The sequence below is a fragment of the Methylovulum psychrotolerans genome (assembly GCF_002209385.1).
GTDB classification, from domain to species: domain Bacteria; phylum Pseudomonadota; class Gammaproteobacteria; order Methylococcales; family Methylomonadaceae; genus Methylovulum; species Methylovulum psychrotolerans.
This window is the reverse complement of the sequence record NZ_CP022129.1, coordinates 3816266-3834994: the sequence shown is the minus strand read 5'-3', so window position 1 is coordinate 3834994 and position 18729 is coordinate 3816266. Positions and strand designations below refer to the sequence as shown.

18 protein-coding genes and 1 pseudogene are annotated in these 18729 nt (G+C 53.4%); 6 read left to right on the top strand and 13 right to left on the bottom strand.

The annotated features are described in order from the left end of the window. Positions 1-159: 159 nt before the first annotated feature. Positions 160-969, top strand: a complete 810-nt coding sequence (locus CEK71_RS17260; RefSeq protein WP_088620544.1) for a hypothetical protein — start codon at positions 160-162, stop codon at positions 967-969. Here the strand turns inward: CEK71_RS17260 and CEK71_RS24330 are convergent. After that, a pseudogene (locus CEK71_RS24330) lies at positions 955-1077 on the bottom strand (IS701 family transposase); the annotation flags it as partial. The gene CEK71_RS17260 and the pseudogene CEK71_RS24330 sit on opposite strands and share 15 nt — an antisense overlap. Positions 1078-1204: 127 nt before the next feature. Further along, on the bottom strand, positions 1205-2080 hold the full coding sequence (gene htpX / locus CEK71_RS17255; RefSeq protein WP_198328284.1) for a protease HtpX: 876 nt from the start codon (positions 2078-2080) through the stop codon (positions 1205-1207). A gap of 117 nt (positions 2081-2197) precedes the next feature. Between htpX and CEK71_RS17250 the strand changes: the two genes are divergently transcribed. Further along, positions 2198-3325 carry a PQQ-dependent sugar dehydrogenase gene (locus tag CEK71_RS17250; protein ID WP_088620543.1) on the top strand — a complete coding sequence of 376 codons (1128 nt, stop codon included), beginning with the start codon at positions 2198-2200 and terminating at the stop codon, positions 3323-3325. A 166-nt stretch (positions 3326-3491) separates the two neighbouring features. Here CEK71_RS17250 and CEK71_RS17245 read toward each other — a convergent pair whose 3' ends face one another. Then, positions 3492-4052: an RNA 2'-phosphotransferase gene (locus CEK71_RS17245; RefSeq protein ID WP_088620542.1), complete on the bottom strand. Its 561-nt coding sequence runs from the start codon at positions 4050-4052 to the stop codon at positions 3492-3494. Between the two features lie 95 nt (positions 4053-4147). Here CEK71_RS17245 and CEK71_RS17240 point away from each other — a divergent pair, with 95 nt between their 5' ends. After that, on the top strand, positions 4148-4786 hold the full coding sequence (locus CEK71_RS17240; RefSeq protein WP_088620541.1) for a DUF4291 domain-containing protein: 639 nt from the start codon (positions 4148-4150) through the stop codon (positions 4784-4786). On the opposite strand, the gene CEK71_RS17235 is transcribed toward CEK71_RS17240, so the two are convergent. After that, entirely contained in the window at positions 4783-7479 is a 2697-nt protein-coding gene (locus CEK71_RS17235) for a hypothetical protein (protein ID WP_088620540.1), read from the bottom strand. The two genes, CEK71_RS17240 and CEK71_RS17235, sit on opposite strands and share 4 nt — an antisense overlap. A 316-nt stretch (positions 7480-7795) precedes the next feature. On the opposite strand from CEK71_RS17235, the gene CEK71_RS17230 reads away from it, so the two are divergent. Continuing rightward, a complete protein-coding gene (locus tag CEK71_RS17230; protein ID WP_088620539.1) occupies positions 7796-8770 on the top strand; it encodes a MerR family transcriptional regulator in 975 nt (324 codons plus the stop codon). 12 nt (positions 8771-8782) lie between these two features. After that, positions 8783-9223: a YcgN family cysteine cluster protein gene (locus tag CEK71_RS17225; RefSeq protein ID WP_088620538.1), complete on the top strand. Its 441-nt coding sequence runs from the start codon at positions 8783-8785 to the stop codon at positions 9221-9223. Positions 9224-9227: 4 nt separating this feature from the next. On the opposite strand, the gene CEK71_RS17220 is transcribed toward CEK71_RS17225, so the two are convergent. Further along, positions 9228-9608 carry a hypothetical protein gene (locus CEK71_RS17220; RefSeq protein ID WP_088620537.1) on the bottom strand — a complete coding sequence of 127 codons (381 nt, stop codon included), beginning with the start codon at positions 9606-9608 and terminating at the stop codon, positions 9228-9230. A gap of 290 nt (positions 9609-9898) precedes the next feature. Between CEK71_RS17220 and CEK71_RS17215 the strand changes: the two genes are divergently transcribed. Next, complete coding sequence (locus CEK71_RS17215; protein ID WP_088620536.1) at positions 9899-11755, top strand: SpoIIE family protein phosphatase; 1857 nt, start codon at positions 9899-9901, stop codon at positions 11753-11755. Positions 11756-11842: 87 nt separating this feature from the next. Here the strand turns inward: CEK71_RS17215 and CEK71_RS17210 are convergent, their stop codons facing one another. The 8 genes from CEK71_RS17210 to acpP all read right to left on the bottom strand — a co-directional run bounded on the left by CEK71_RS17210 (position 11843) and on the right by acpP (position 18709). Further along, positions 11843-13093, bottom strand: a complete 1251-nt coding sequence (locus tag CEK71_RS17210) for a S53 family peptidase (RefSeq protein WP_088620535.1) — start codon at positions 13091-13093, stop codon at positions 11843-11845. A 210-nt stretch (positions 13094-13303) separates the two neighbouring features. Beyond that, the gene (locus tag CEK71_RS17205; protein WP_088620534.1) at positions 13304-13684 is read right to left on the bottom strand and encodes a PilZ domain-containing protein; all 381 of its coding nucleotides are present in this window, start codon (positions 13682-13684) and stop codon (positions 13304-13306) included. A gap of 3 nt (positions 13685-13687) precedes the next feature. Next, positions 13688-14677, bottom strand: a complete 990-nt coding sequence (locus CEK71_RS17200) for a DNA polymerase III subunit delta' (RefSeq protein ID WP_088620533.1) — start codon at positions 14675-14677, stop codon at positions 13688-13690. After that, complete coding sequence (gene tmk, locus CEK71_RS17195; RefSeq protein ID WP_088620532.1) at positions 14674-15297, bottom strand: dTMP kinase; 624 nt, start codon at positions 15295-15297, stop codon at positions 14674-14676. Before tmk ends, CEK71_RS17200 begins: the two co-directional genes overlap by 4 nt. Then, positions 15294-16289, bottom strand: a complete 996-nt coding sequence (mltG, locus tag CEK71_RS17190) for an endolytic transglycosylase MltG (protein WP_088620531.1) — start codon at positions 16287-16289, stop codon at positions 15294-15296. Before mltG ends, tmk begins: the two co-directional genes overlap by 4 nt. Beyond that, positions 16279-17127 (bottom strand): aminodeoxychorismate lyase, encoded by an 849-nt coding sequence (pabC, locus tag CEK71_RS17185; RefSeq protein WP_088620530.1) that lies wholly within the window; start codon positions 17125-17127, stop codon positions 16279-16281. The genes mltG and pabC overlap by 11 nt, the downstream gene beginning before the upstream one ends. 18 nt (positions 17128-17145) lie before the next feature. Then, positions 17146-18390 carry a beta-ketoacyl-ACP synthase II gene (gene fabF / locus CEK71_RS17180; RefSeq protein ID WP_088620529.1) on the bottom strand — a complete coding sequence of 415 codons (1245 nt, stop codon included), beginning with the start codon at positions 18388-18390 and terminating at the stop codon, positions 17146-17148. An 88-nt stretch (positions 18391-18478) separates the two neighbouring features. Beyond that, positions 18479-18709: an acyl carrier protein gene (gene acpP, locus CEK71_RS17175; protein WP_088620528.1), complete on the bottom strand. Its 231-nt coding sequence runs from the start codon at positions 18707-18709 to the stop codon at positions 18479-18481. Positions 18710-18729 lie beyond the last annotated feature (20 nt).

The following is an 18729-nucleotide window of genomic DNA, read 5'->3' as shown; positions in this document are numbered from 1 at the left end:
TTTGTTGCCCGACCGACCTATCTGTTGAACGCCCAATTATCGGCTTATGACCCGCTAGCCTTAAGCAGGGCTGGCCGTTAATTCATGCTGGTCTGTCGGGCAGAACCGCTTGCCCGACCTACACGATTTGCACGACGCGACAACCTACGAGCGACTCCCATGCCACAATACCAATCCTACCCCAGCAAACCCAGCCCCGATGCCGGGGATATTTTTCTGATCCTCGATCCCGCCGACCTTACCGACAGCAGCGAAGGCACGACTAAACGCACGACGGTGGGGGCGGTGGCGGGGCATGGCCATAGCGGTTTTTCCGCGACCTTAGGCCAATACCTCGACACTGCCAGCTTGCAAGCGTCGGTGGATGCGTTGATGGCGCTGACTTATACGCCGCCCACTATTGCCTTAACCGCCAGCCCCGCGCCTAGTCTCCGCGAGAAAGGCGACCCGGTCGGGGCGGTGGCGTTGGCGGCAGTGACGCTCAGGCGTTCTGACGCAATCAGTGCGGTGGCATTTTACCGTGATGGGGTGTTGCTGGGTGCGGTCGCCGCGCCGCAAGCCCAAGGCGGTACGGAAACGATGACTGATAATGGCGGCTTTAGCGATACCGTAACCTATACCTCGGTAGTCAGCGACGGCACGACCACGGTTAGCAGTAACGCGGTCAGTTACCGTTTTGTTTATCCCTATTATTTTGGTGTGGGGGCGGCGGGTTTGACGGCGGTGCAGGTGGCGGGTTTGACCAAGGCCATTATTGCCCAAGCCCCCAGCAAGGCCGTCACCACCAGCCCTAGCGGCGAGGTGTTCTATTTCGCTTATCCGGCGGCTTATGGGGCGTTAAGCTCGATCACCGATACCAACGGCTTTGAGACGTTGGCCGATTACACACAACGCAGCGCAACGATTACGGGACTGGACGGCACGGCGCAAGCCTATTTTATTTATGAGCTGATGTTACGCAGCCCTTAGTTTTTGCAACTCTTCATAAGCCATTTGGTTGGCCTTGACGAACAGCTTGGCCCGCATAGCGAAATGATTGGTTTTATGTTTTATCTTCAGGCATTCGAGCTTGAACAAACCTTGTTTAGATTCTCCCCACCCCACCCTCCCCATCAGGGGAGGGAGACGAGTTCCATTGCAATTTGTTGTTTTTTCATTTATTTAAACAGATCCGCTTCTAGTCCCGGATCTGTTTATTTTAGCGTTATTGACCATTGCGCAAAGCGGCGATACGCTCTTCCAAAGGCGGGTGGCTCATAAACAAACGGCTGAAACCGCCGCCAGTAATACCAAACGCCGCCAATTGTTCAGGCAAAGCGGGCGCTTCGTGGGCGCGTTGCAACGCTTGCAGGGCGGCAATCATCTTATGGGTTCCCGCCAACCGCGCCCCGCCCGCATCGGCGCGGAATTCGCGGCGGCGCGAGAACCACATCACCAAAATAGAAGCCAACACCCCTAAAGCCAGTTGCGCCACCATTTGGGTGACGTAATAAGCCGGGCCATAGCCGCGCTCGGTCTTAAACACCGCGCGGTCAACGACATAGCCGATCACCGTGGCAAAAAAGTACACAAAGGTATTGACCACACCCTGCATTAAGGCCATAGTCACCATATCGCCGTTAGCAACATGGGTCAGTTCGTGGCCGATGACCGCCGCCACCTCATCCTGATCCATATTGTGCAGCAGGCCCGTGCTGACCGCGACCAACGCACTGTCACGGCTCATGCCCGTAGCGAAGGCATTGGGTTCGGCAGCATCAAAAATGCCCACTTCCGGCATCCCGATGCCCGCCGCCGCCGCTTGGCTACGCACAGTGTCCAACAGCCATTGCTCAGTGCCGTTACTGGGGGCTTCTATCACAAAAACGCCCATCGCACGTTTGGCCGACCATTTTGACGTCGCCAAGGAAATAAACGAGCCGGTCATGCCGATCACGGCAGACATCAGCAATAAGCCTTGCAGGTTAAGGTGCACCCCTTGGGCATCCAGCGCACCTTGCAGGCCAAATATATTGAAAATCAAGCTGACGACCAGTAATATCGCCGCATTCGTTGCTAAAAACAGAAAAAGCCGCATCATAAATAGTGCCTTTTAATAGGTGGAGTATATTATTGACGATATAGGGATTGAATCGCTAAATTCAATGGCTTAACAGACTGCAAATAACAAGAAAAAGTTTATCGGGAGGGTATCATTATGCAAGCACATCGTAGCAAAAAACTATTGGCGGCCTTATGTTCCGGCACGGCCTTAGCCGTATCGGCGGCTGACGACCATCAAGACGTATTGGCTAAACTGCACGTTCCGGCAGGCTTTAGCGTCTCCGTCTATGCCGACGGCTTGCCGAATGCCAGAAGCCTGGCCTTGGGCGATCAAGGCGTAATCTATGTCGGCACAGGCCGCGAAGGCAAAGTCTACGCCGTCGCCGACCGCAACGGCAAAGCCGAACCGCACCAACTCATCGCCAGCGACCTGACCATGCCCAACGGCGTGGCCTATAAAGACGGGGCGCTGTATGTCGCCGCCATCAACCGCATTCTCCGCTACGATGCCATCACCACACGCCTAGACCGTCCGCCCGCCCCGGTCGTGGTCTATGACCAATTCCCCAGCGACAAACACCACGGCTGGAAATACCTGCGCTTTGGCCCAGACGGCAAACTCTATACCGCCGTCGGTGCGCCGTGCAATATCTGCAACCCAGACCAAGACATTTACACCTCTCTAGTCCGGTTAAACGCCGACGGCAGCGGCTTGGAAATCCTCGCGCGGGGCATCCGCAACACCGTCGGCTTCGACTGGCAACCACAAACTCACGCCCTGTATTTTAACGACAATGGCCGCGACTACCTCGGCGACGACGCACCACCCGACGAACTCAACCGCTGGAGCCACGCAGGCGAGCATTTTGGCTATCCGTACTGCCACGGCGGCGACATCCCCGACCCGGAATTCGCCGCCGGCAAACACTGCGCCGACTTTACCCCACCCGTATGGAAATACGCTGCCCACATCGCCCCGCTAGGGATGCGCTTTTATACAGGCGGACAATTTCCGGCCAGCTATAACAACCAACTGTTCGTCGCCCAACACGGCTCATGGAACCGCACCGACCCACAAGGCTACCGCGTCGTACTGGTGAAATTCGGCGCAGACGGCCAACCCATCGCCGAAGAGGACTTTATCAGCGGCTGGCTAGACAAAGACGGCACCGTCTCAGGCCGCCCCGTCGACATCCTCACCCTACCCGACGGCAGCTTGCTGATTAGCGACGATAAAAACGGTTTGATTTATAAAGTGACTTATCAGGGCAAAGGGCATTAAGCGACACAGCAACAAGCTTTAGAGCGCGGGCATCTTGGCCCCCTAAAGAGAAAACCGCCTCATTGAGGGTTGAGCCTTCTTGGAATCAACTTAAAGACAATATCCCTGCCCTTGCAGACATCGGCTTAAAGAATGGCAAAAGAGAAGCGGATAAAATTCAGACCCACTAGCCCTTTCCCTCCGAAACCGCCGCCAAAAACATCGGCGGTATCGGGCCGCTCAACCAAACCCCGTTCTCAGCTAACCAAAACTTAAAACCTTGCTGGTGCATAGCCAAGGCGGCAATCCTTAACACCACAGGCTGACCATGACGCTGGCCAACCGCCGTTGCCGTCGCGACATCAGACGACAAATGCACATGATGGCGTTGCCCAGGCAACAAACCCTGCGCGAGAATTGACGGTAAAAAACGCGTCGCCGTGCCATGAAAAAGCCACTCCGGCGGGATTTGTTCAGGATAAGCCATTGCGACGCTTGCCGCCGAATGCCCCTGCACCGCACGAATCCGTAAACCGTCTGCCGAAATGGCAAAACGCTGTTTATTATTGCCCTCCACCACCCGCTTGATCAGAGCTTCGTCTAGCACCCGGCCTGTTTGGCGGGCCCCGGCCAGCAAATCGGCAATAGTCCCCCAGCCTTCGCTATCCAAAACCAAGCCAATAGCCTGCGGTTCGTGGCGCAAGACATAGCTTAAAAACTTACTCATTTCAGTCAATAATTTATCCATATTCAATTAGGTGGCTTGTTAAATTGTAAATACCCAGGGTAGACTAAGCGCAAATAGTAAATAGTGTAAACCTAGGCATAGATAATGGGCAACCGATGACCTTAACAGAGACATTGCAAACCGACAACGGCTTAAAGCTTATCCCTGCAATCCCGCTCCGGCAAATCCGCGCCGTCTATGACGAACAGACCATCCGCGTCTATCAGGCGTATTCCGACAGCATCGCCGATGCCGCATTAGCACAAGGCACTTTTGCGCCGCCTTTTAAAATGACCCGCATGACGTGGATTAAGCCCTCTTTTCTATGGATGATGTACCGGGCTGGCTGGGGCTTTAAAGATCCGAGCCAAGCGCGTATTTTAGCCATTGACATCAGCCGGGCAGGTTTTGCTTGGGCCCTAGCAAACAGTTGCCCTAGCCACCCTGACCAGCCCCTAAACCAAGAAACATGGCAACACTTAAAGCAGGCCAAGCCCGTCCGTATCCAATGGGATCCAGAGCGGGATTTACAACTCAACCCCCTGCCCCACCGCAGCATCCAAATCGGTTTAGGCGGCATCGCCGTTGATTTGTATGTAAACCAATGGCTACAAAACATAACCGACATCACCCCACAAGCCCAGGCGATTTTCGCTTTGGTTCAACAGGGCGAAGTGGCAAAGGCGCAGGCGATGCTGCCTAGCGAATTACCTTACCCGTTCACCGAATGTATACCCTTAGGCGACAAGACTTAAACCACCCAAAAATCAGCATTTGTCAGCACTAGGTTACTGCCCACGTTAGCAATCTGCACCGCCGCGCCCGCGCCGTTGCCGTCGGCATCATAAAACAACCCGCCAGTCGCCTGATGATAGATAATAAAATCATTAGCATCCGCCGCCGCTGTGCCAATCTTAAAATAGCCACTGTCCAACCAGCCCGTTGTGGTCAGCTTGGTAAAAATGGCCTTGTCTAATTGCACCGTATCGTCAGCGACAACAAAATCGGTGATAGTGTCGATACCGCCCACTGTCGGTGCAGTGTTAAAAATGAACCTGTCTTGCCCTGCCCCGCCCGTTAACCTGTCGCTACCTAAACCACCATTAATGGCATCATTGCCCGCCCCGCCGGACAAGGTATTATTAGCGGCATTGCCGATCAGGACATTCGGGGCGGCATTACCTGCGCCAGTCAGCGCCGCCCCGATGAGGACAAGAATCTCCACATTAACGGGCAAGGTGTAATCCACCGAGCTATTAACCCTATCTATCTCCGTCACCAGCACCGAGGTTTCAACCACTTTATCGCCGATATTATCGACGGTATAAGTATCATTGCCTAAGCCCCCGGTCATGGTATCCGCCCCCGCCAAGCCATTAAATTTGTCATTACCTGACGTACCCAGCAAGTTATCATTGCCGTTCGATTCCGTAATGCCATCTTGGCTGACGTTCACCGTTAAGGTCTTGCTGGTCACTAAAGAGCCATCCGACACGCTCACGGTAAAATCAAGTGCCGCATTCACCGTCAACGCTTCCAGCGCGGCATCATTGGCGACAAAGCTATAGGCTCCCGTCGCCTTCGTCACCGTCAGCAAGCCATACGCGCCAGCTTTACTGATAGTGCCGTTGCCATTAGCGACCCCACCGATAATGCCGTAGGTTAACACGGTATTGTCCACATCACTGGCACTTAACGTCCCTGTGATCGTAGCAAAACTATCATCAAAAGCCGTATCGGTATAATAAATGCCGGGGGGCATTACCAAGACTGGCGCGTCATTGGTCGCGACAATCTTAACCGTAGTCGCGCCTAACACCGTCAATGCCCCGCCCGTCCCTTGCGCCCCGGTATTGCCGTCGTTAAATATCCAGTCGATTTGCACCGACGAGGGCGGGGTATCGGAAACATTGCGGTAGGAAAGGGTCTGTAAAACCCTATCGACACTATTGGCCGTGGCATGGGCATTAAAATAGATGCTCAGACGGCCAGCGGATTGCGTGTAACTGGCAACGGCAACATTATTAAAAACCACGCTATTTACGGTAAAATAAGGATGCTGATAGCCGCCAAGAAAAAATTGGTCGTCACTGTTCGCGCCGCCATGGCGTACCAGCGTCACCGAAGCGCCATTATAATTATTGGCGGCATCCAGCTCAGTATCACTCACATCAACATCCGCATCCATAGCGACAGGCGAATAATTTTCAGTGTAAGTGGGGATGCTGTGGTCATCTAAATTAATAAGCGGTATCCCGCCATCATTCAAATAATGGGGATAGCCATCTAGGGTATTGACCCTATCAAAACCCGTATCCAGCGTACCGTTACTGTTATAACGCAGCATCGTAAAGCTATTGGGTTTGCCCTGATAATTGCTATGCCCTATGACGAGGATTTTACCGTCCGCCTGTACCGTTACGGAATCGGCACTATCGTTGCCGTTAGGGCTTAAATCGGTAATCACCTTGCCGTTACTACCAAAATGGCCATCCACCGAACCATCGCTGTTGTAACGGATGATGGCTATGTTGGTATAGCTGCTGCCTGCCGGTTGAACGCTGCCGACCACCACCAGCTTACCGTCAGCTTGCACCGCCATATTAACCGCCTGATCATTCCACCCGGACAAGTCCGTCGTCAGTTTGCCGTCACCGCTGAAACTGCTGTCTAACGAACCGTCACTGTTATAACGCGCTAAGGCAAAGTCAAAACCTTGGCCGACCGTGCTAGCACTGCTCCCTAGCACCATTAGCTTACCATTAGCCAACACCTGCACATGATTGGCGAAATCAGAGCCGCCGCTAAAATCGGTACCCAGCTTGCCGCCCTGGCCAAAATGGCTATCTAACGAGCCGTCAGGGTTATAACGCACTAGCGCAAAATCATCGTCATGGCCATTATTACTGGAACCCGCCACGACTATTTTGCCGTCCTGTTGCAAAGCAACGCTAGTGCCTTGGTCAGTAAAACCCCGAAAATCCGTTGTCAGCTTGCCGTCACCACTAAAACGGGTATCCAACGTGCCGTTGCTGTTATAACGCACCAAAGCAATATCATCGCCACCAACAACCCCATCACACCAGCCCACAACGACAATTTTACCGTCCGCTTGCACCGCCAAGCCATGCGCAACATCGTTACCTTTGCTAATAGCCGTCGCCACTATGCCTTGGTTGCCGAAACTGTTATCCAATAAGCCATCACTACGGTAACGCAACAAGGCAAAATCCAGATTATTGTTGGCGTTTACACGGGTACTGACCAATAACCTTTGACCATCAGCCATCACAAGTTCTTGGTCGCTCGGGCTATTGCTGGGCCTATCGGCGGGTGTGGTGATAAAAATGCCGTTGCCGGTCGCAAAACTTGGCGCGGTATTTACGGTTAAGATAGCCGCGTTAATGGCGGTATCGATAAATAATAGTTTGCGGGGTGTTTGGCTCATGGCGGATAGCCTTGTGTTAGTGAAAAATGTCTACAATAGCCGCTGCTACGGCTTATAAAGGTAAAGTGTTTTTGAGGCTACGGCCACCCCGCCATTCCGGCAAAGGACAAAAAACATAACTACATGATAAATATAGCATATTTCCGTATCAAAAACTTCAGCCAAATAAAACTATCTACATGACCCCAAACAGCCTTCCAGACTTCCGTCTAAGCCCCGCCTTAGCCGCAGCGCAATGTTCAAATTTTGTCAAGGTTTTGTAAAGCTTGTGTTAGTATGTGGGCATTTACAATCAATCTGATGCAAAGAAGCAACTATGATTAATCCTAATGACGACTCGGCACAATATTTAATCAGCACGGTTTCCAAAAGATCGGGGGTTAAGTCCGATCTCGTCAGGGCATGGGAGCGGCGCTATCAGGCAGTAACCCCGACCCGGACACCGGGCGGACACCGGGTTTACACGGCGCAAGATATAGCCCGCTTAAAGCTCCTCAACCAAGCGACCAGTAACGGCCATAGCATCAGCCAAATTGCCCGGCTACCCTTAGAAGAGCTGAAACAATTGGTCAAAGACGAAGCGGTCGGCGACCTCGGCTTGGCAATGCCATCAGACAACCCCACTGACCGCCTCTATCTCGCCGAAGAGTATGTCGACAAATGCTATAGTGCGGTACTGGCGTTTGACAGCAACGCCTTAGAGGCGCATTTTGAACATGCGATCGTCGAGCTGGGCACACAAATTTTTATCGAGCAATTGCTGACCCCGTTACTGACCAAAATTGGCGAACGCTGGCGCGTCGGCGAACTGCGGCCTGTGCATGAACACATGGCCTCGTCAATTATCCGCACGCTCACTTATATTTTGCGCAATAATAACCCTATTGCCGCCAACGCGCCACGCATGGTCGTGACCACGCCGATTGGCCAATTGCATGAACTGGGCGCCTTGCTGGCGGCGATCATCGCCGAACTGAAAGGTTGGCAAGTCACTTATTTGGGAGCCAACCTGCCCGCCGAGGAAATTGCCGCCGCCGTCCACTTCACCCAAGCCCGCGCCGTGACCTTAAGCATCAGTTTTAATAATGACGACCTAACCATCCCGAAAGAAATCAGACGCTTGCGCAGCCTATTGGGGGAAAACGTCGCCCTGATTGTCGGCGGCAGAGCCGCTGCGCATTACATCGCCGTGATGGAAGAGGTCGGCGTGCTGAACATCCAAAACTACGCGCATTTTCGGACTATTCTTGACGGCCTGGCGGCACAACCCCAAACCACAGACGCGTTATAAGGCAACAAACAGATGAGTTTTTGGCAAGAAAAAAGCTTGGCGGACATGAGCCCCGCCGAATGGGAATCCTTATGCGACGGCTGCGGCCAATGCTGTCTGCATAAGCTGGAGGACGAAGACACCGGGCAAGTCGCCCTGACCCGTATCGCCTGCGATTTGCTGGTGATTAAGACCTGCCGTTGCCGACATTATGAACAACGCAGCCAATTAGTCCCCGAATGCTTGGATTTGCAGCAACATGATTTTGCCACTTATGGGCGCTGGCTACCCAAAACTTGCGCCTATCGCTTATTAGGCGAAGGTAAACCATTGCCGGATTGGCATCCCTTAATCACCGGAACCCCGGCCAGCGTCGCGGCGGCGGGTATGAGCGCCGCCGCCTACGCCAAAAAAGCCGCCAGCATGAAGCGTTCCGAGGACTACGAAGACCATATCATCGCTTGGCTGGATTAACCCGTCATTCTTTAATATTGATCATAATACTCGCCCCATCCACCGACTTGCGCTTTTCCGCTTCAGGTTCGGGCGAGTTTATCCAACCGCCTTGCAACTGAAGCGGGCCGTCGATTTTTTTCGGTTTGGCTGCAAACAGGCCGTTAAAATCATTGAGTATGTCGGCATCATCGTCAAGCCCGTTGGCATCGTTGCCGACCGGGGCGGCGGTAAAAGGCACACTCAAATCTAAGGGGGCTAGGATAGGCTGTGGCGGCGGGGTCAATTCGGCGGCGGGCGGTTTTTTTAGCGGCGGGGCAGAATGGCGGGATGGGGAATGAAAGCCGCTTAATAACAAGGCTAACACCGCTAGCGATGTCCTGATAAATAAACGGGAAGCGTTCATGTTGGCATTTCCATTTCAATGGTTAGGCGAAGGCTGGAGAGCTGGGGTATTATAGAACTTATGTAGGGTGTTAGGCTTAAAAATCCCAAAATAGTTTATCGCTCCTCCAAACCCAGCATCTTGGGCAACCACAGGATAACAAAGCTATCAGGGGAGACTCTCGCTGTCCATGCCAAAGCACTGTTTGCCTGGCTGGGGGTTTACAGCCATCATAAACCCACTATATTAAAATTACATTATGTCACTCTAAACACGGAGTCTTTTATGAACGGCAGAGGCGGTTAATTTCAGTGTTTTGCCTACTCATTATCGAATACCCGCCCGGTGCGGCCCCTGTTATCCGCCAAGCCACTGCCGAAGCGGCGGATTTGTTAGGCTATCACCCCGAAGCCCTGCTCCAACAACCGCTGACCCTGCTATGCGGCAATGGCGACGCGCTTAGCCTTTGGCAAAGTGCCATAACCGCGGCCACTCCGTTCACCTTTACCTTCGTGCGGCATAACCGACAACCTTTAACCGTACAAATCAGCGCAGGGGCCTTGTGTACCGACACCCCTGCCCCGGCTATCGCCCTGCATATCGAAACGCCAAATCAGCTTAACGGCCAGTATTGCAATGACATCGCCTCGGCCTTAAGCGATAGTGAGGCGCGGTTCCGGCAAATGGCGGAATTGACCGGAGAATGGTTATGGGAGCAAAACCCCGAAGGCTATTACCTGTACAGCAGTGCGGCGGTACAACAAATTTTGGGCTATACCCCTGAGGAAGTGGTCGGCCAGCACTACCTGCGCTTTCTGACCGCCCAGAACACCACCGTCCAAGCCCAGAACGCCAGCCGCCAAACCCCCTTTTATGATTTGCTTAACGAACACTGCCATAAAGACGGGCATCGGGTTGTGACCGAATCGACCGGCTTACCGCTGTTCGACGGCCACGGCACATTGCTGAAATGGCGAGGGGTTGACCGCGACATCACCGCGAAAAAATATTTCCAAGACGCGCTGATCGCCAGCGAACAGCGCACCCGTCTGATTATTGAAAACTCCACTAATGCCATCGTTATTATGGATGACGAAGGCCTTATCACCGACTGGAACCGCCAAGCCGAAAAAACCTTTGGCTGGACTGCCGAAGAAGCGGTCGGGCAGGTTTTAGTGGCGTTAATCGTGCCGCCGCCAGTACGCGCCCTGTTCCGGCAAGGCCTGAAACTGTTTTTGCACACCGGCATCTGCCCTTGGCTCAACACCTTGGCCGAACAGACCGCGTTACGCCGTGACGGCACCGAGTTTCCTATCGAGCTGAGCGTATCGCCCTTACTCATCGACGGACGTTATAGCTTTAGCGGTTTTATCCGTGACATCTCCCTGCGTAAAGCCGCCGAACAACAGATCCGGGCGGCGCAAATCACCTTAGCGATAGCCCAGAACGAACTGAAAATCGCCCAATATATCCAAACCTCCTTATTGCCTTCCGCACCCATCGCAACCGCAGATTTTACCGTGACCGGATTGTGCCTGCCCGCCGATAAGGTCGGCGGCGATTATTTCGATTATTTTTACCATAATAACCGGCATTTGGATATGGTGATCGCCGACGTGTCCGGGCATTCCATAGGCCCTGCGTTATTTATGGTCGAAGCGCGGAGCATGATCCGTACCCAGGCCCAGCATTCGGGACAACCGGGCGCCATTCTCGGTTTGCTGAACCAGTTTCTGTTTGATGACTTGAATAAGGCCGATTACTTTATCACCGCCTTTTATCTGCAATATGCCTTAGATAGCCAACTGTTAAGCTACGCCAACGCCGGACATTCACCACCGCTGCTGATGCGTGCCAATGCCGGGGCCTGTGAGCTCTTAGATGCCGATGGGATGATTTTAGGGGTACGCAAGACTATCGTTTTTGAAGAAAAAACGGTACATATAGCGGAAGGTGACGTGCTGCTGCTCTATACTGACGGGCTGACCGAAGCGGACAATCCCCAAGGCGAATTTTTTGGCTGGCGACGCGCTGCCGACGTGTTGGCCGCACACGCGGCGGCAAGCCCACAAGCCATCCTCGACGCATTGCTCAACGCGCTCAAGGCTTTTTGCCAACGGGAGACCTTTACCGATGACATTACCTTACTGCTGTTTAAACGGCACTAATCCTGCCATCGGCAGGCCACAATTCCAAGCCTTTCAGGCTGTAAAAACCTGAAAGGCCTTAACGTCAGCCGTAACCGGATAAAAACCTTATTGCCCGACCTTACCCAAGCCTGTACACGGATCCCAGCCAGCCACAGCATTCCAGCCCGCATAAGGCCCACACCAACCTTTGCTAATATCGGTAAAGCTAACCGGACTGGTGCCGCCATAAATTTTGGCCAACAAAGCTTGGGACGAAGCCTCAAAACTGCCCGCCGCATTGACGATACCCGCTAAGGTAGGCGATGACCAACTGGTGCCGCCGACAATAAACCAACCCGCTTTGCTGTTATTAGAGGCTGTATAATACAGCCAGCCCCCCGTAATGGGGTCAGCCGCCAAAGACACATCCGGTGCCGCACGCGTGCTGCCGATTAGCGGCGCCAAAGCATCCTGATAACCGGGTCGCTTTATATAGGGGCTAATCCCGCCACCGCCGTCAATCCATGCCACTTCACCCGTCAGTTTTTGCGTGGCGGGTTCCCGGCGCAGCGTCGTGCCACCCACACAAACGACATTGGCGGACATACAGGGGTAACTGGTTCCTGCCGCATCGCCGCTGGAGGCAAAATAGACGACATTCGGTGTCGTATAATGGCTCTCGAAATTCACCTCTTTCGTAAACTCGGCGCCGCCATAACTCATCGACACTTGGCCGCCGCCCGCCGCCGCCACTAAGGCACTGGCGACATCGACCGCCGCCGTCAAGTCCTTGTTAGAATTAGAGGCCGCTTCCACAAGATACAGCTTGGCATTCGGTGCCATCGCGTGCGCCCATTGCAAATCTAAAGCTTCCTCCACTTCCCAGCCGTTCGGATCCGTTTTAGGTTGCGTACCGCTGGCATAAACCACCTCAAGATCAGGCGCAGGCAAACCGAATTGCGTGGAAAACATCTGCAAATCGCTTAAGGCATTGGGATAATGGTAGGCATCGACCAAGGCAATCGCCTTACTGCCGCCCGTCACCACGGTAGTGACTTTATTAGGGTTACAGGCATACAGCCTCGGCACCCGATTATAAACACAGGCCAAAGAAGCGGGCGTTTCATACCCATAGCCCAAATAAGGCGGCCCGCCCAACGGTGCAGTGTTGGCGGCAATCGCGGCATGGAGTTTGGCGTAACCGCCGGGCGGCACTAAGAATTTAAAATGGGTGCGGGCTTTTAAGCCAGCATCTTCAGGCTTGTCCACACTGGAGGGGGGCGTGATGATTTGCGCCGTATCGGCGGCATAAGCGCCAGGTATCGCTAGCAACAGGGCGATAATGCCGGATAAAAAATGTATTTTTTTGATTGTCATTGCTTTTTCCTTGGAGGGTATAACTCTGCCCGCACAGAGTCGATGGAAGCCGTTTTATCAACAGCCCGTCAGTAAAGCGCGTACCCGGCTACCGCTTGGCACGCACCTCACTGCCCGCAAAGTATAGGCTAATCCTTACATTTAACCAGTAAATACGTCACATTGAAACGGATTGCCACTTACCCAATCTCGTCCCTGCCCCCCCCCCGCTCACATCGTATGGGTAGGCCGCTCAGACCCTAAAGCCCCTGCCAAATAGCTTTCGATTTTCAGCCGGGCATTGCCGCCGCCCGTTTCGGTAAACTGTACGCCGATGCCTGCCGAACGGTAATTTTCCGATCCTGACGGGGTTTTCCACACCACCTTGCCCTGCACGGGGATTTTTTCGTTATCTTCCATTAAGTTCAGCAACATAAACACTTCCTGACCCATTTCATAAGGCCGATTCGTGGGGATGAACAGGCCACCGTTAATCAAAAACGGCATATAAGCCATATACAAGGACTTTTTATCCTTAATAGACAAAGTTAATATCCCTGACCTGGGCGCCGAACCGCCACTGGTAGTGCTGCCGGCAACAGAATCTGCCATAGTTCATTTACTCCGATTAAGCTGTGACCAATAGATGAGGATTTCTTCAAACAAGCTTTGTTTGTTAATGGGGGTATCCAGACGCTGCCTGCTAGCCAACAACACATCATAGAGACCGTAGAGTTTTTTTAAGTCCAAACCGACTGCCAAACTTTGCAAGGTAGCCTGCAAATCAGGGTTAAACAGTTGCCGCGCTTCGGCAAGGTAATGGCAGCGGACGACATCCATCACCCACGAGCTTAACCAAAACAGCAACTGCTGCTCAGGCAAAGCTTGCCACTGTTCCGCGACGATGACCGGATGGGCTTGTTGTCTAGCGACCGCCAACCAGGCCTTAAAACAACTATTGCGTTGCGGCAGATAATCTTGGCGGGCATACGCCAAGGCTTGCAACGGGGAGTTTTGTGCCAAGGCCAGTAACAACGCGGCCTCGGCGGCGCTCAGTTCCGGCTGCTGTTGCGCCAACCACGCCGCCACACAGACGGGGTCGGCGGAGCTGACCGCCAGCTTTTGGCAACGGCTGACTATCGTGGCGGGCAATTTCGCGGGACGGTCAGTCACCAGCAAAATCACGGTGCGCTCGGTCGGCTCTTCCAGACATTTCAAGAACGCGTTCAATGCCCTCAGGTTCATGGCATCGGCAGGATGGACGATAACGACACGGCTTTTATCAAACTGCGGCTTCAAACTCAGGCGGGTAATCAAGGCGCGGATGGCGTCAATCGTGATGCCCTTGCCCACCTCTTCCGGCGCGACGCTAATAAAATCGGGGTGGGTGGCGGCGGCAAACAACAGGCAACTATGGCAGTGGCCACACGCCAAACCATCGGTTTGCGGGGCAGCACATAATAAGGCTTTGGCAAACTGCTGGGCCAGCCGGAGTTTACCGTAACCTTGCGGCCCTTTAATCAACAGGGCTTGAGGAATGCGTTGCTGGACACAATAGCTGTGCAGATGCGCCCAGTCCTGCTGTTGCCAAGGCAACAGGCTCATCGTAACAAGACCCTTAAGGCTTCGCTAATGGCCCGTTGCACCTCAACTAAGGGCTGGTTGGCCTTAATCAGCTTGATGCGTTCTGGATACAACTCCATCTGCACCAAATAGCCGCGCCGGACCCGTTCAAAAAAACTCATTTTTTCCGCCTCAAAACGGTCAATCACCGCCCGCTTTTTAACCCGCGCCATTCCCACTTCAATCGGGGCATCGAGCAATAAGGTCAAATCAGGCCGTAATGGCCCTTGAACAAACTGCTCCAGCCACTCAATGGTGCTGACTTTCATACAGCGCCCGCCGCCCTGATAGGCAAACGTGGCATCGGTGAAACGGTCGCTGATAACCCAATTGCCTTGCGCCAAAGCGGGCTCTATCACATGCTTGATGTGTTGGGCACGCGCCGCGAACATCATCAACAATTCCGCCTGCTCACTGATAGCCTCGCTGTCCGCGTCCAACAGCAACTGGCGGATTTTTTCCGCCAACAAGGTGCCGCCCGGTTCACGGGTGACCACGACCGGGATATTATACTTTTCTAAATGTTCTTTAATAAACGCCAGATTGGTGGTTTTGCCAACCCCTTCGACCCCCTCCAGCGTGATAAATTTACCGCGTATCATTTGCTCTTCCTTTGGTACTGGTTAACCGCCTGATTGTGCGCCGCCAAATTTGCCGAAAACACATGGGTGCCGTCGCCCCGCGCGACAAAATACAGGCTAGCCGACGTATCCGGGTGCAAAGCGGCCTTAATCGCGGCCAAACCCGGCATGGCTATCGGCGTAGGCGGCAACCCCGTTATCAGATAGGTATTGTACGGTGTCAGGGTCTTTAAGTCTTTATAAGTAATGTCACCCTGATAAGCCGTACCCAAACCATAAATGACCGTCGGATCGGTCTGCAAACGCATACCCTGTTGCAGGCGGCGGACAAAAACCCCCGCGATTTGCGGGCGCTCCGGCTCGGCGGCGGTTTCTTTTTCGATAATCGATGCCATAATCAAAGCCTCATAGGCATTTTTATACGGCAATTGTTCGGCTTTGTGCGGCCATTCGCGGGCAATGACTTGCTGCATTTTCAGATAGGCACGCTGTAACAGCGCCACATCGCTGGTATGCTTTTCAAAAAAATAGGTGTCGGGGAAAAACGCGCCTTCGGGATGGGTGGCGGTGGCACCCAGCTTAGCCATTAAGGCAACCGGTTCCAGGCCATTTAAGGTATGTTCAAGATGCGGGTTTTGCTCGACGGCTCGGCGCAATTGGCTAAAATTCCAGCCTTCGGGGATGGTAATGGCATAGCGCTTGGTTTTGCCCGCCAACAACAACGCCAAAATATCCGGCTGGGTCAAACCGGCGGGCAATTCATACTCGCCCGTCTTAACACGTTTATACCCGTCGCCGGGCAAGGCCAGCAGCTTAAACCACAGGCCATTGATGGGGACTTGTTGCGCCTGAAGCTTCTCAATAATGCGGGTAAACGAGTCGCCCTTCACCACTTCCACCGTAACGGGAACGCTGACCACCACATCCGTCAAAGCCGCATAATAAGACCAACCTACCCCCACCCCTAAGCACGCAATAAGTGCAGCGGCGGCAAGCCATACTTTATAGCGCATGGCCAACTTCCCTATCCAAGGCTTTTAAGTGCCGCAACTGGCTTTGCAAATGGCGGGTCAGCACACCGACTTGAAAAACGTGGCCGTCGATTTGCCTGACTGGCCATAAACCGATAATGGCATTGCTCAGAAACACCTCATCCGCCGCCAATAAAGCCGCTGGCGTATAATCATGCTCGACCAGCTTAAGCGGCTGTTGCCGGCACAACTCCATCACCAAACCGCGCACCACCCCCGCCACGCCTGAGCGGGTCAATAAGGCCGTGTACACAACGCCATCCTTGACATAAAAAAGGTTGCTCATCGTCCCCTCAATGACATGGCCGTCGACATTCAGTAACAAGCCTTCTTGGGTAGCGGTATCCGACCATTCGGCCCGCGCCAAAACTTGTTCAAGACGGTTCAAATGCTTGATACCCGCCAAGGCCGGACTGACCCCTAAGCGGGTTTGGCAAAAACGCGCGGCAATGCCCTGCTCTTGGAAGCTGTCGGGATAATCTGGGAAGGGGTGCAGGCTTAAGATACGGCTGCTTTGGATGGGTTCGGGCTGACGGTAGCCACGGCCACCGACCCCACGGGTAATGATGATTTTAATTACGGCCTGGCCATGTTCGGGGGCGGCCTGGCACAAGCTGGCGATTTCATCGGCCAGCAAGTGCAGATCCGGCACAGGCAAACGCAAACGTTGGCAACCGGTTTGCAGCCGCCGCAAATGCTGCGCCAAAAAGACCGCTTGCCGACGGTCTATTTCAATCGTTTCAAATAGACCGTCGCCATAATGGAGTCCGCGGTCGGCTACATCAAACGTTGTGCTGGGGCTACCGTTGACAAGATACATCTATGGCAGTCGGTGCGGCTACCCGTAACGTTTGAGAACCAGCGTCCCGTTCGTGCCGCCAAAACCGAACGAATTGGACATGGCAATGTCAATCTTCATGTTTCTGGCCGTGTTAGGCACATAATCCAAATCACATTCAGGGTCTGGATTTTCCATATTAATGGTCGGCGGGGCAATTTGATCCCTGATACTCAATGCCGTCAGCACCGCCTCAATGCCGCCCGCCGCACCCAACAGATGCCCGATCATGGACTTAGTGGAACTGATGGCAACCTTATAAGCATGATCGCCCAACGCCGCCTTCATCGCTTGGGTCTCACCCAAATCGCCTGCGGGTGTTGATGTGCCGTGCGCGTTGATGTAATCGACCTGATCAGCGTTAAGGCCCGCATCGCGCAACGCCAGCCTCATGCACCGCGCCGCGCCCTCACCGCCTTCAGAAGGCGTGGTGATATGGTAAGCGTCGCCGCTCATGCCAAAACCGACCAGCTCGGCATAAATGTTCGCGCCCCGCGCCTTAGCGTGTTCCAACTCTTCAAGGACAACCACACCCGCCCCGTCACTTAAGACAAAACCGTCACGGTCTTTATCCCAAGGGCGGCTTGCGGCTTGTGGGTCATCATTGCGGCGCGACATGGCTTTAGCGGAAGCAAAACCCCCCATCGCCGTCGGCGACGTGGTGCAACGCTCAGCACCGCCCGCGACCATGACATCGGCATCGCCGTACATAATCAAACGCGCCGCATCACCGATATTATGCGTACCTGTGGCACAAGCGGTGACGATGGCGTAGTTAGGGCCTTTCAGGCCATACTTAATCGACAGGTTGCCGGAAATCATATTAATGATGTTACCCGGCACAAAAAACGGTGAAATGCGCCGCGGGCCACTTTTATCGTAGGTCGCGTAACATTCTTCAATACCGGTAATGCCGCCTATGCCCGACCCGATAGCCACACCGATACGCTCGGCATTGGCCTCAGTGACTTCGATACCCGAATCCTCGAACGCTTGACAGCCTGCGGCAATACCGTAATGGATGAAACCATCCATGCGTTTGGCATCTTTTTCCGCAATGTATTGGGTAATGTCAAAATTTCTGATCACGCCACCGATAGTGGTCGCAAAAGGCGAAATATTAAATGAATCAATCGAACTGATACCGCTTTTACCATTGATGATACCGTCCCATGTTGCTGCGACAGTGTTAGCCAAAGGGGTAACAGCACCCAATCCAGTTATTACAACTCGACGTTTGCTCAATGTAATGTACCGTAAGAAGTCAAGATAGGAATTAGAAGGGGAAATAGCAAGTGGATGGACCCATAAAATCCATCCACTAAGGCGGTCATCAGACGTGTTTTTCTACATAGTCGATGGCTTGCTGGACGGTAGTGATTTTTTCAGCGTCTTCGTCAGGAATTTCACATTCGAATTCTTCTTCAAGCGCCATCACGAGCTCAACTGTATCCAAAGAATCAGCACCAAGATCGTCCACAAACGAAGCGTCGGTCGCAATCTCTCCTTTCAGGCCCAACTGCTCAGAAACAATCTTTTTTACGCGTTCTTCAATGTTACTCATAATTATTATCCTCAAACAAT

What these genes read in the sequence shown, in the direction of transcription:
- CEK71_RS17260 (WP_088620544.1), top strand. Translation starts at nt 160, where the DNA reads ATGCCACAATACCAATCCTACCCCAGCAAACCCAGCCCCGATGCCGGG.
- CEK71_RS17230 (WP_088620539.1), top strand. Translation starts at nt 7,796, where the DNA reads ATGATTAATCCTAATGACGACTCGGCACAATATTTAATCAGCACGGTT.
- mltG (WP_088620531.1), bottom strand. Translation starts at nt 16,289, where the DNA reads ATGCGCTATAAAGTATGGCTTGCCGCCGCTGCACTTATTGCGTGCTTA.
- CEK71_RS17245 (WP_088620542.1), bottom strand. Translation starts at nt 4,052, where the DNA reads ATGGATAAATTATTGACTGAAATGAGTAAGTTTTTAAGCTATGTCTTG.
- CEK71_RS17240 (WP_088620541.1), top strand. Translation starts at nt 4,148, where the DNA reads ATGACCTTAACAGAGACATTGCAAACCGACAACGGCTTAAAGCTTATC.
- pabC (WP_088620530.1), bottom strand. Translation starts at nt 17,127, where the DNA reads ATGTATCTTGTCAACGGTAGCCCCAGCACAACGTTTGATGTAGCCGAC.
- CEK71_RS17225 (WP_088620538.1), top strand. Translation starts at nt 8,783, where the DNA reads ATGAGTTTTTGGCAAGAAAAAAGCTTGGCGGACATGAGCCCCGCCGAA.
- acpP (WP_088620528.1), bottom strand. Translation starts at nt 18,709, where the DNA reads ATGAGTAACATTGAAGAACGCGTAAAAAAGATTGTTTCTGAGCAGTTG.
- CEK71_RS17250 (WP_088620543.1), top strand. Translation starts at nt 2,198, where the DNA reads ATGCAAGCACATCGTAGCAAAAAACTATTGGCGGCCTTATGTTCCGGC.
- CEK71_RS17220 (WP_088620537.1), bottom strand. Translation starts at nt 9,608, where the DNA reads ATGAACGCTTCCCGTTTATTTATCAGGACATCGCTAGCGGTGTTAGCC.
- CEK71_RS17235 (WP_088620540.1), bottom strand. Translation starts at nt 7,479, where the DNA reads ATGAGCCAAACACCCCGCAAACTATTATTTATCGATACCGCCATTAAC.
- CEK71_RS17200 (WP_088620533.1), bottom strand. Translation starts at nt 14,677, where the DNA reads ATGAGCCTGTTGCCTTGGCAACAGCAGGACTGGGCGCATCTGCACAGC.
- tmk (WP_088620532.1), bottom strand. Translation starts at nt 15,297, where the DNA reads ATGATACGCGGTAAATTTATCACGCTGGAGGGGGTCGAAGGGGTTGGC.
- CEK71_RS17205 (WP_088620534.1), bottom strand. Translation starts at nt 13,684, where the DNA reads ATGGCAGATTCTGTTGCCGGCAGCACTACCAGTGGCGGTTCGGCGCCC.
- CEK71_RS17210 (WP_088620535.1), bottom strand. Translation starts at nt 13,093, where the DNA reads ATGACAATCAAAAAAATACATTTTTTATCCGGCATTATCGCCCTGTTG.
- htpX (WP_198328284.1), bottom strand. Translation starts at nt 2,080, where the DNA reads ATGATGCGGCTTTTTCTGTTTTTAGCAACGAATGCGGCGATATTACTG.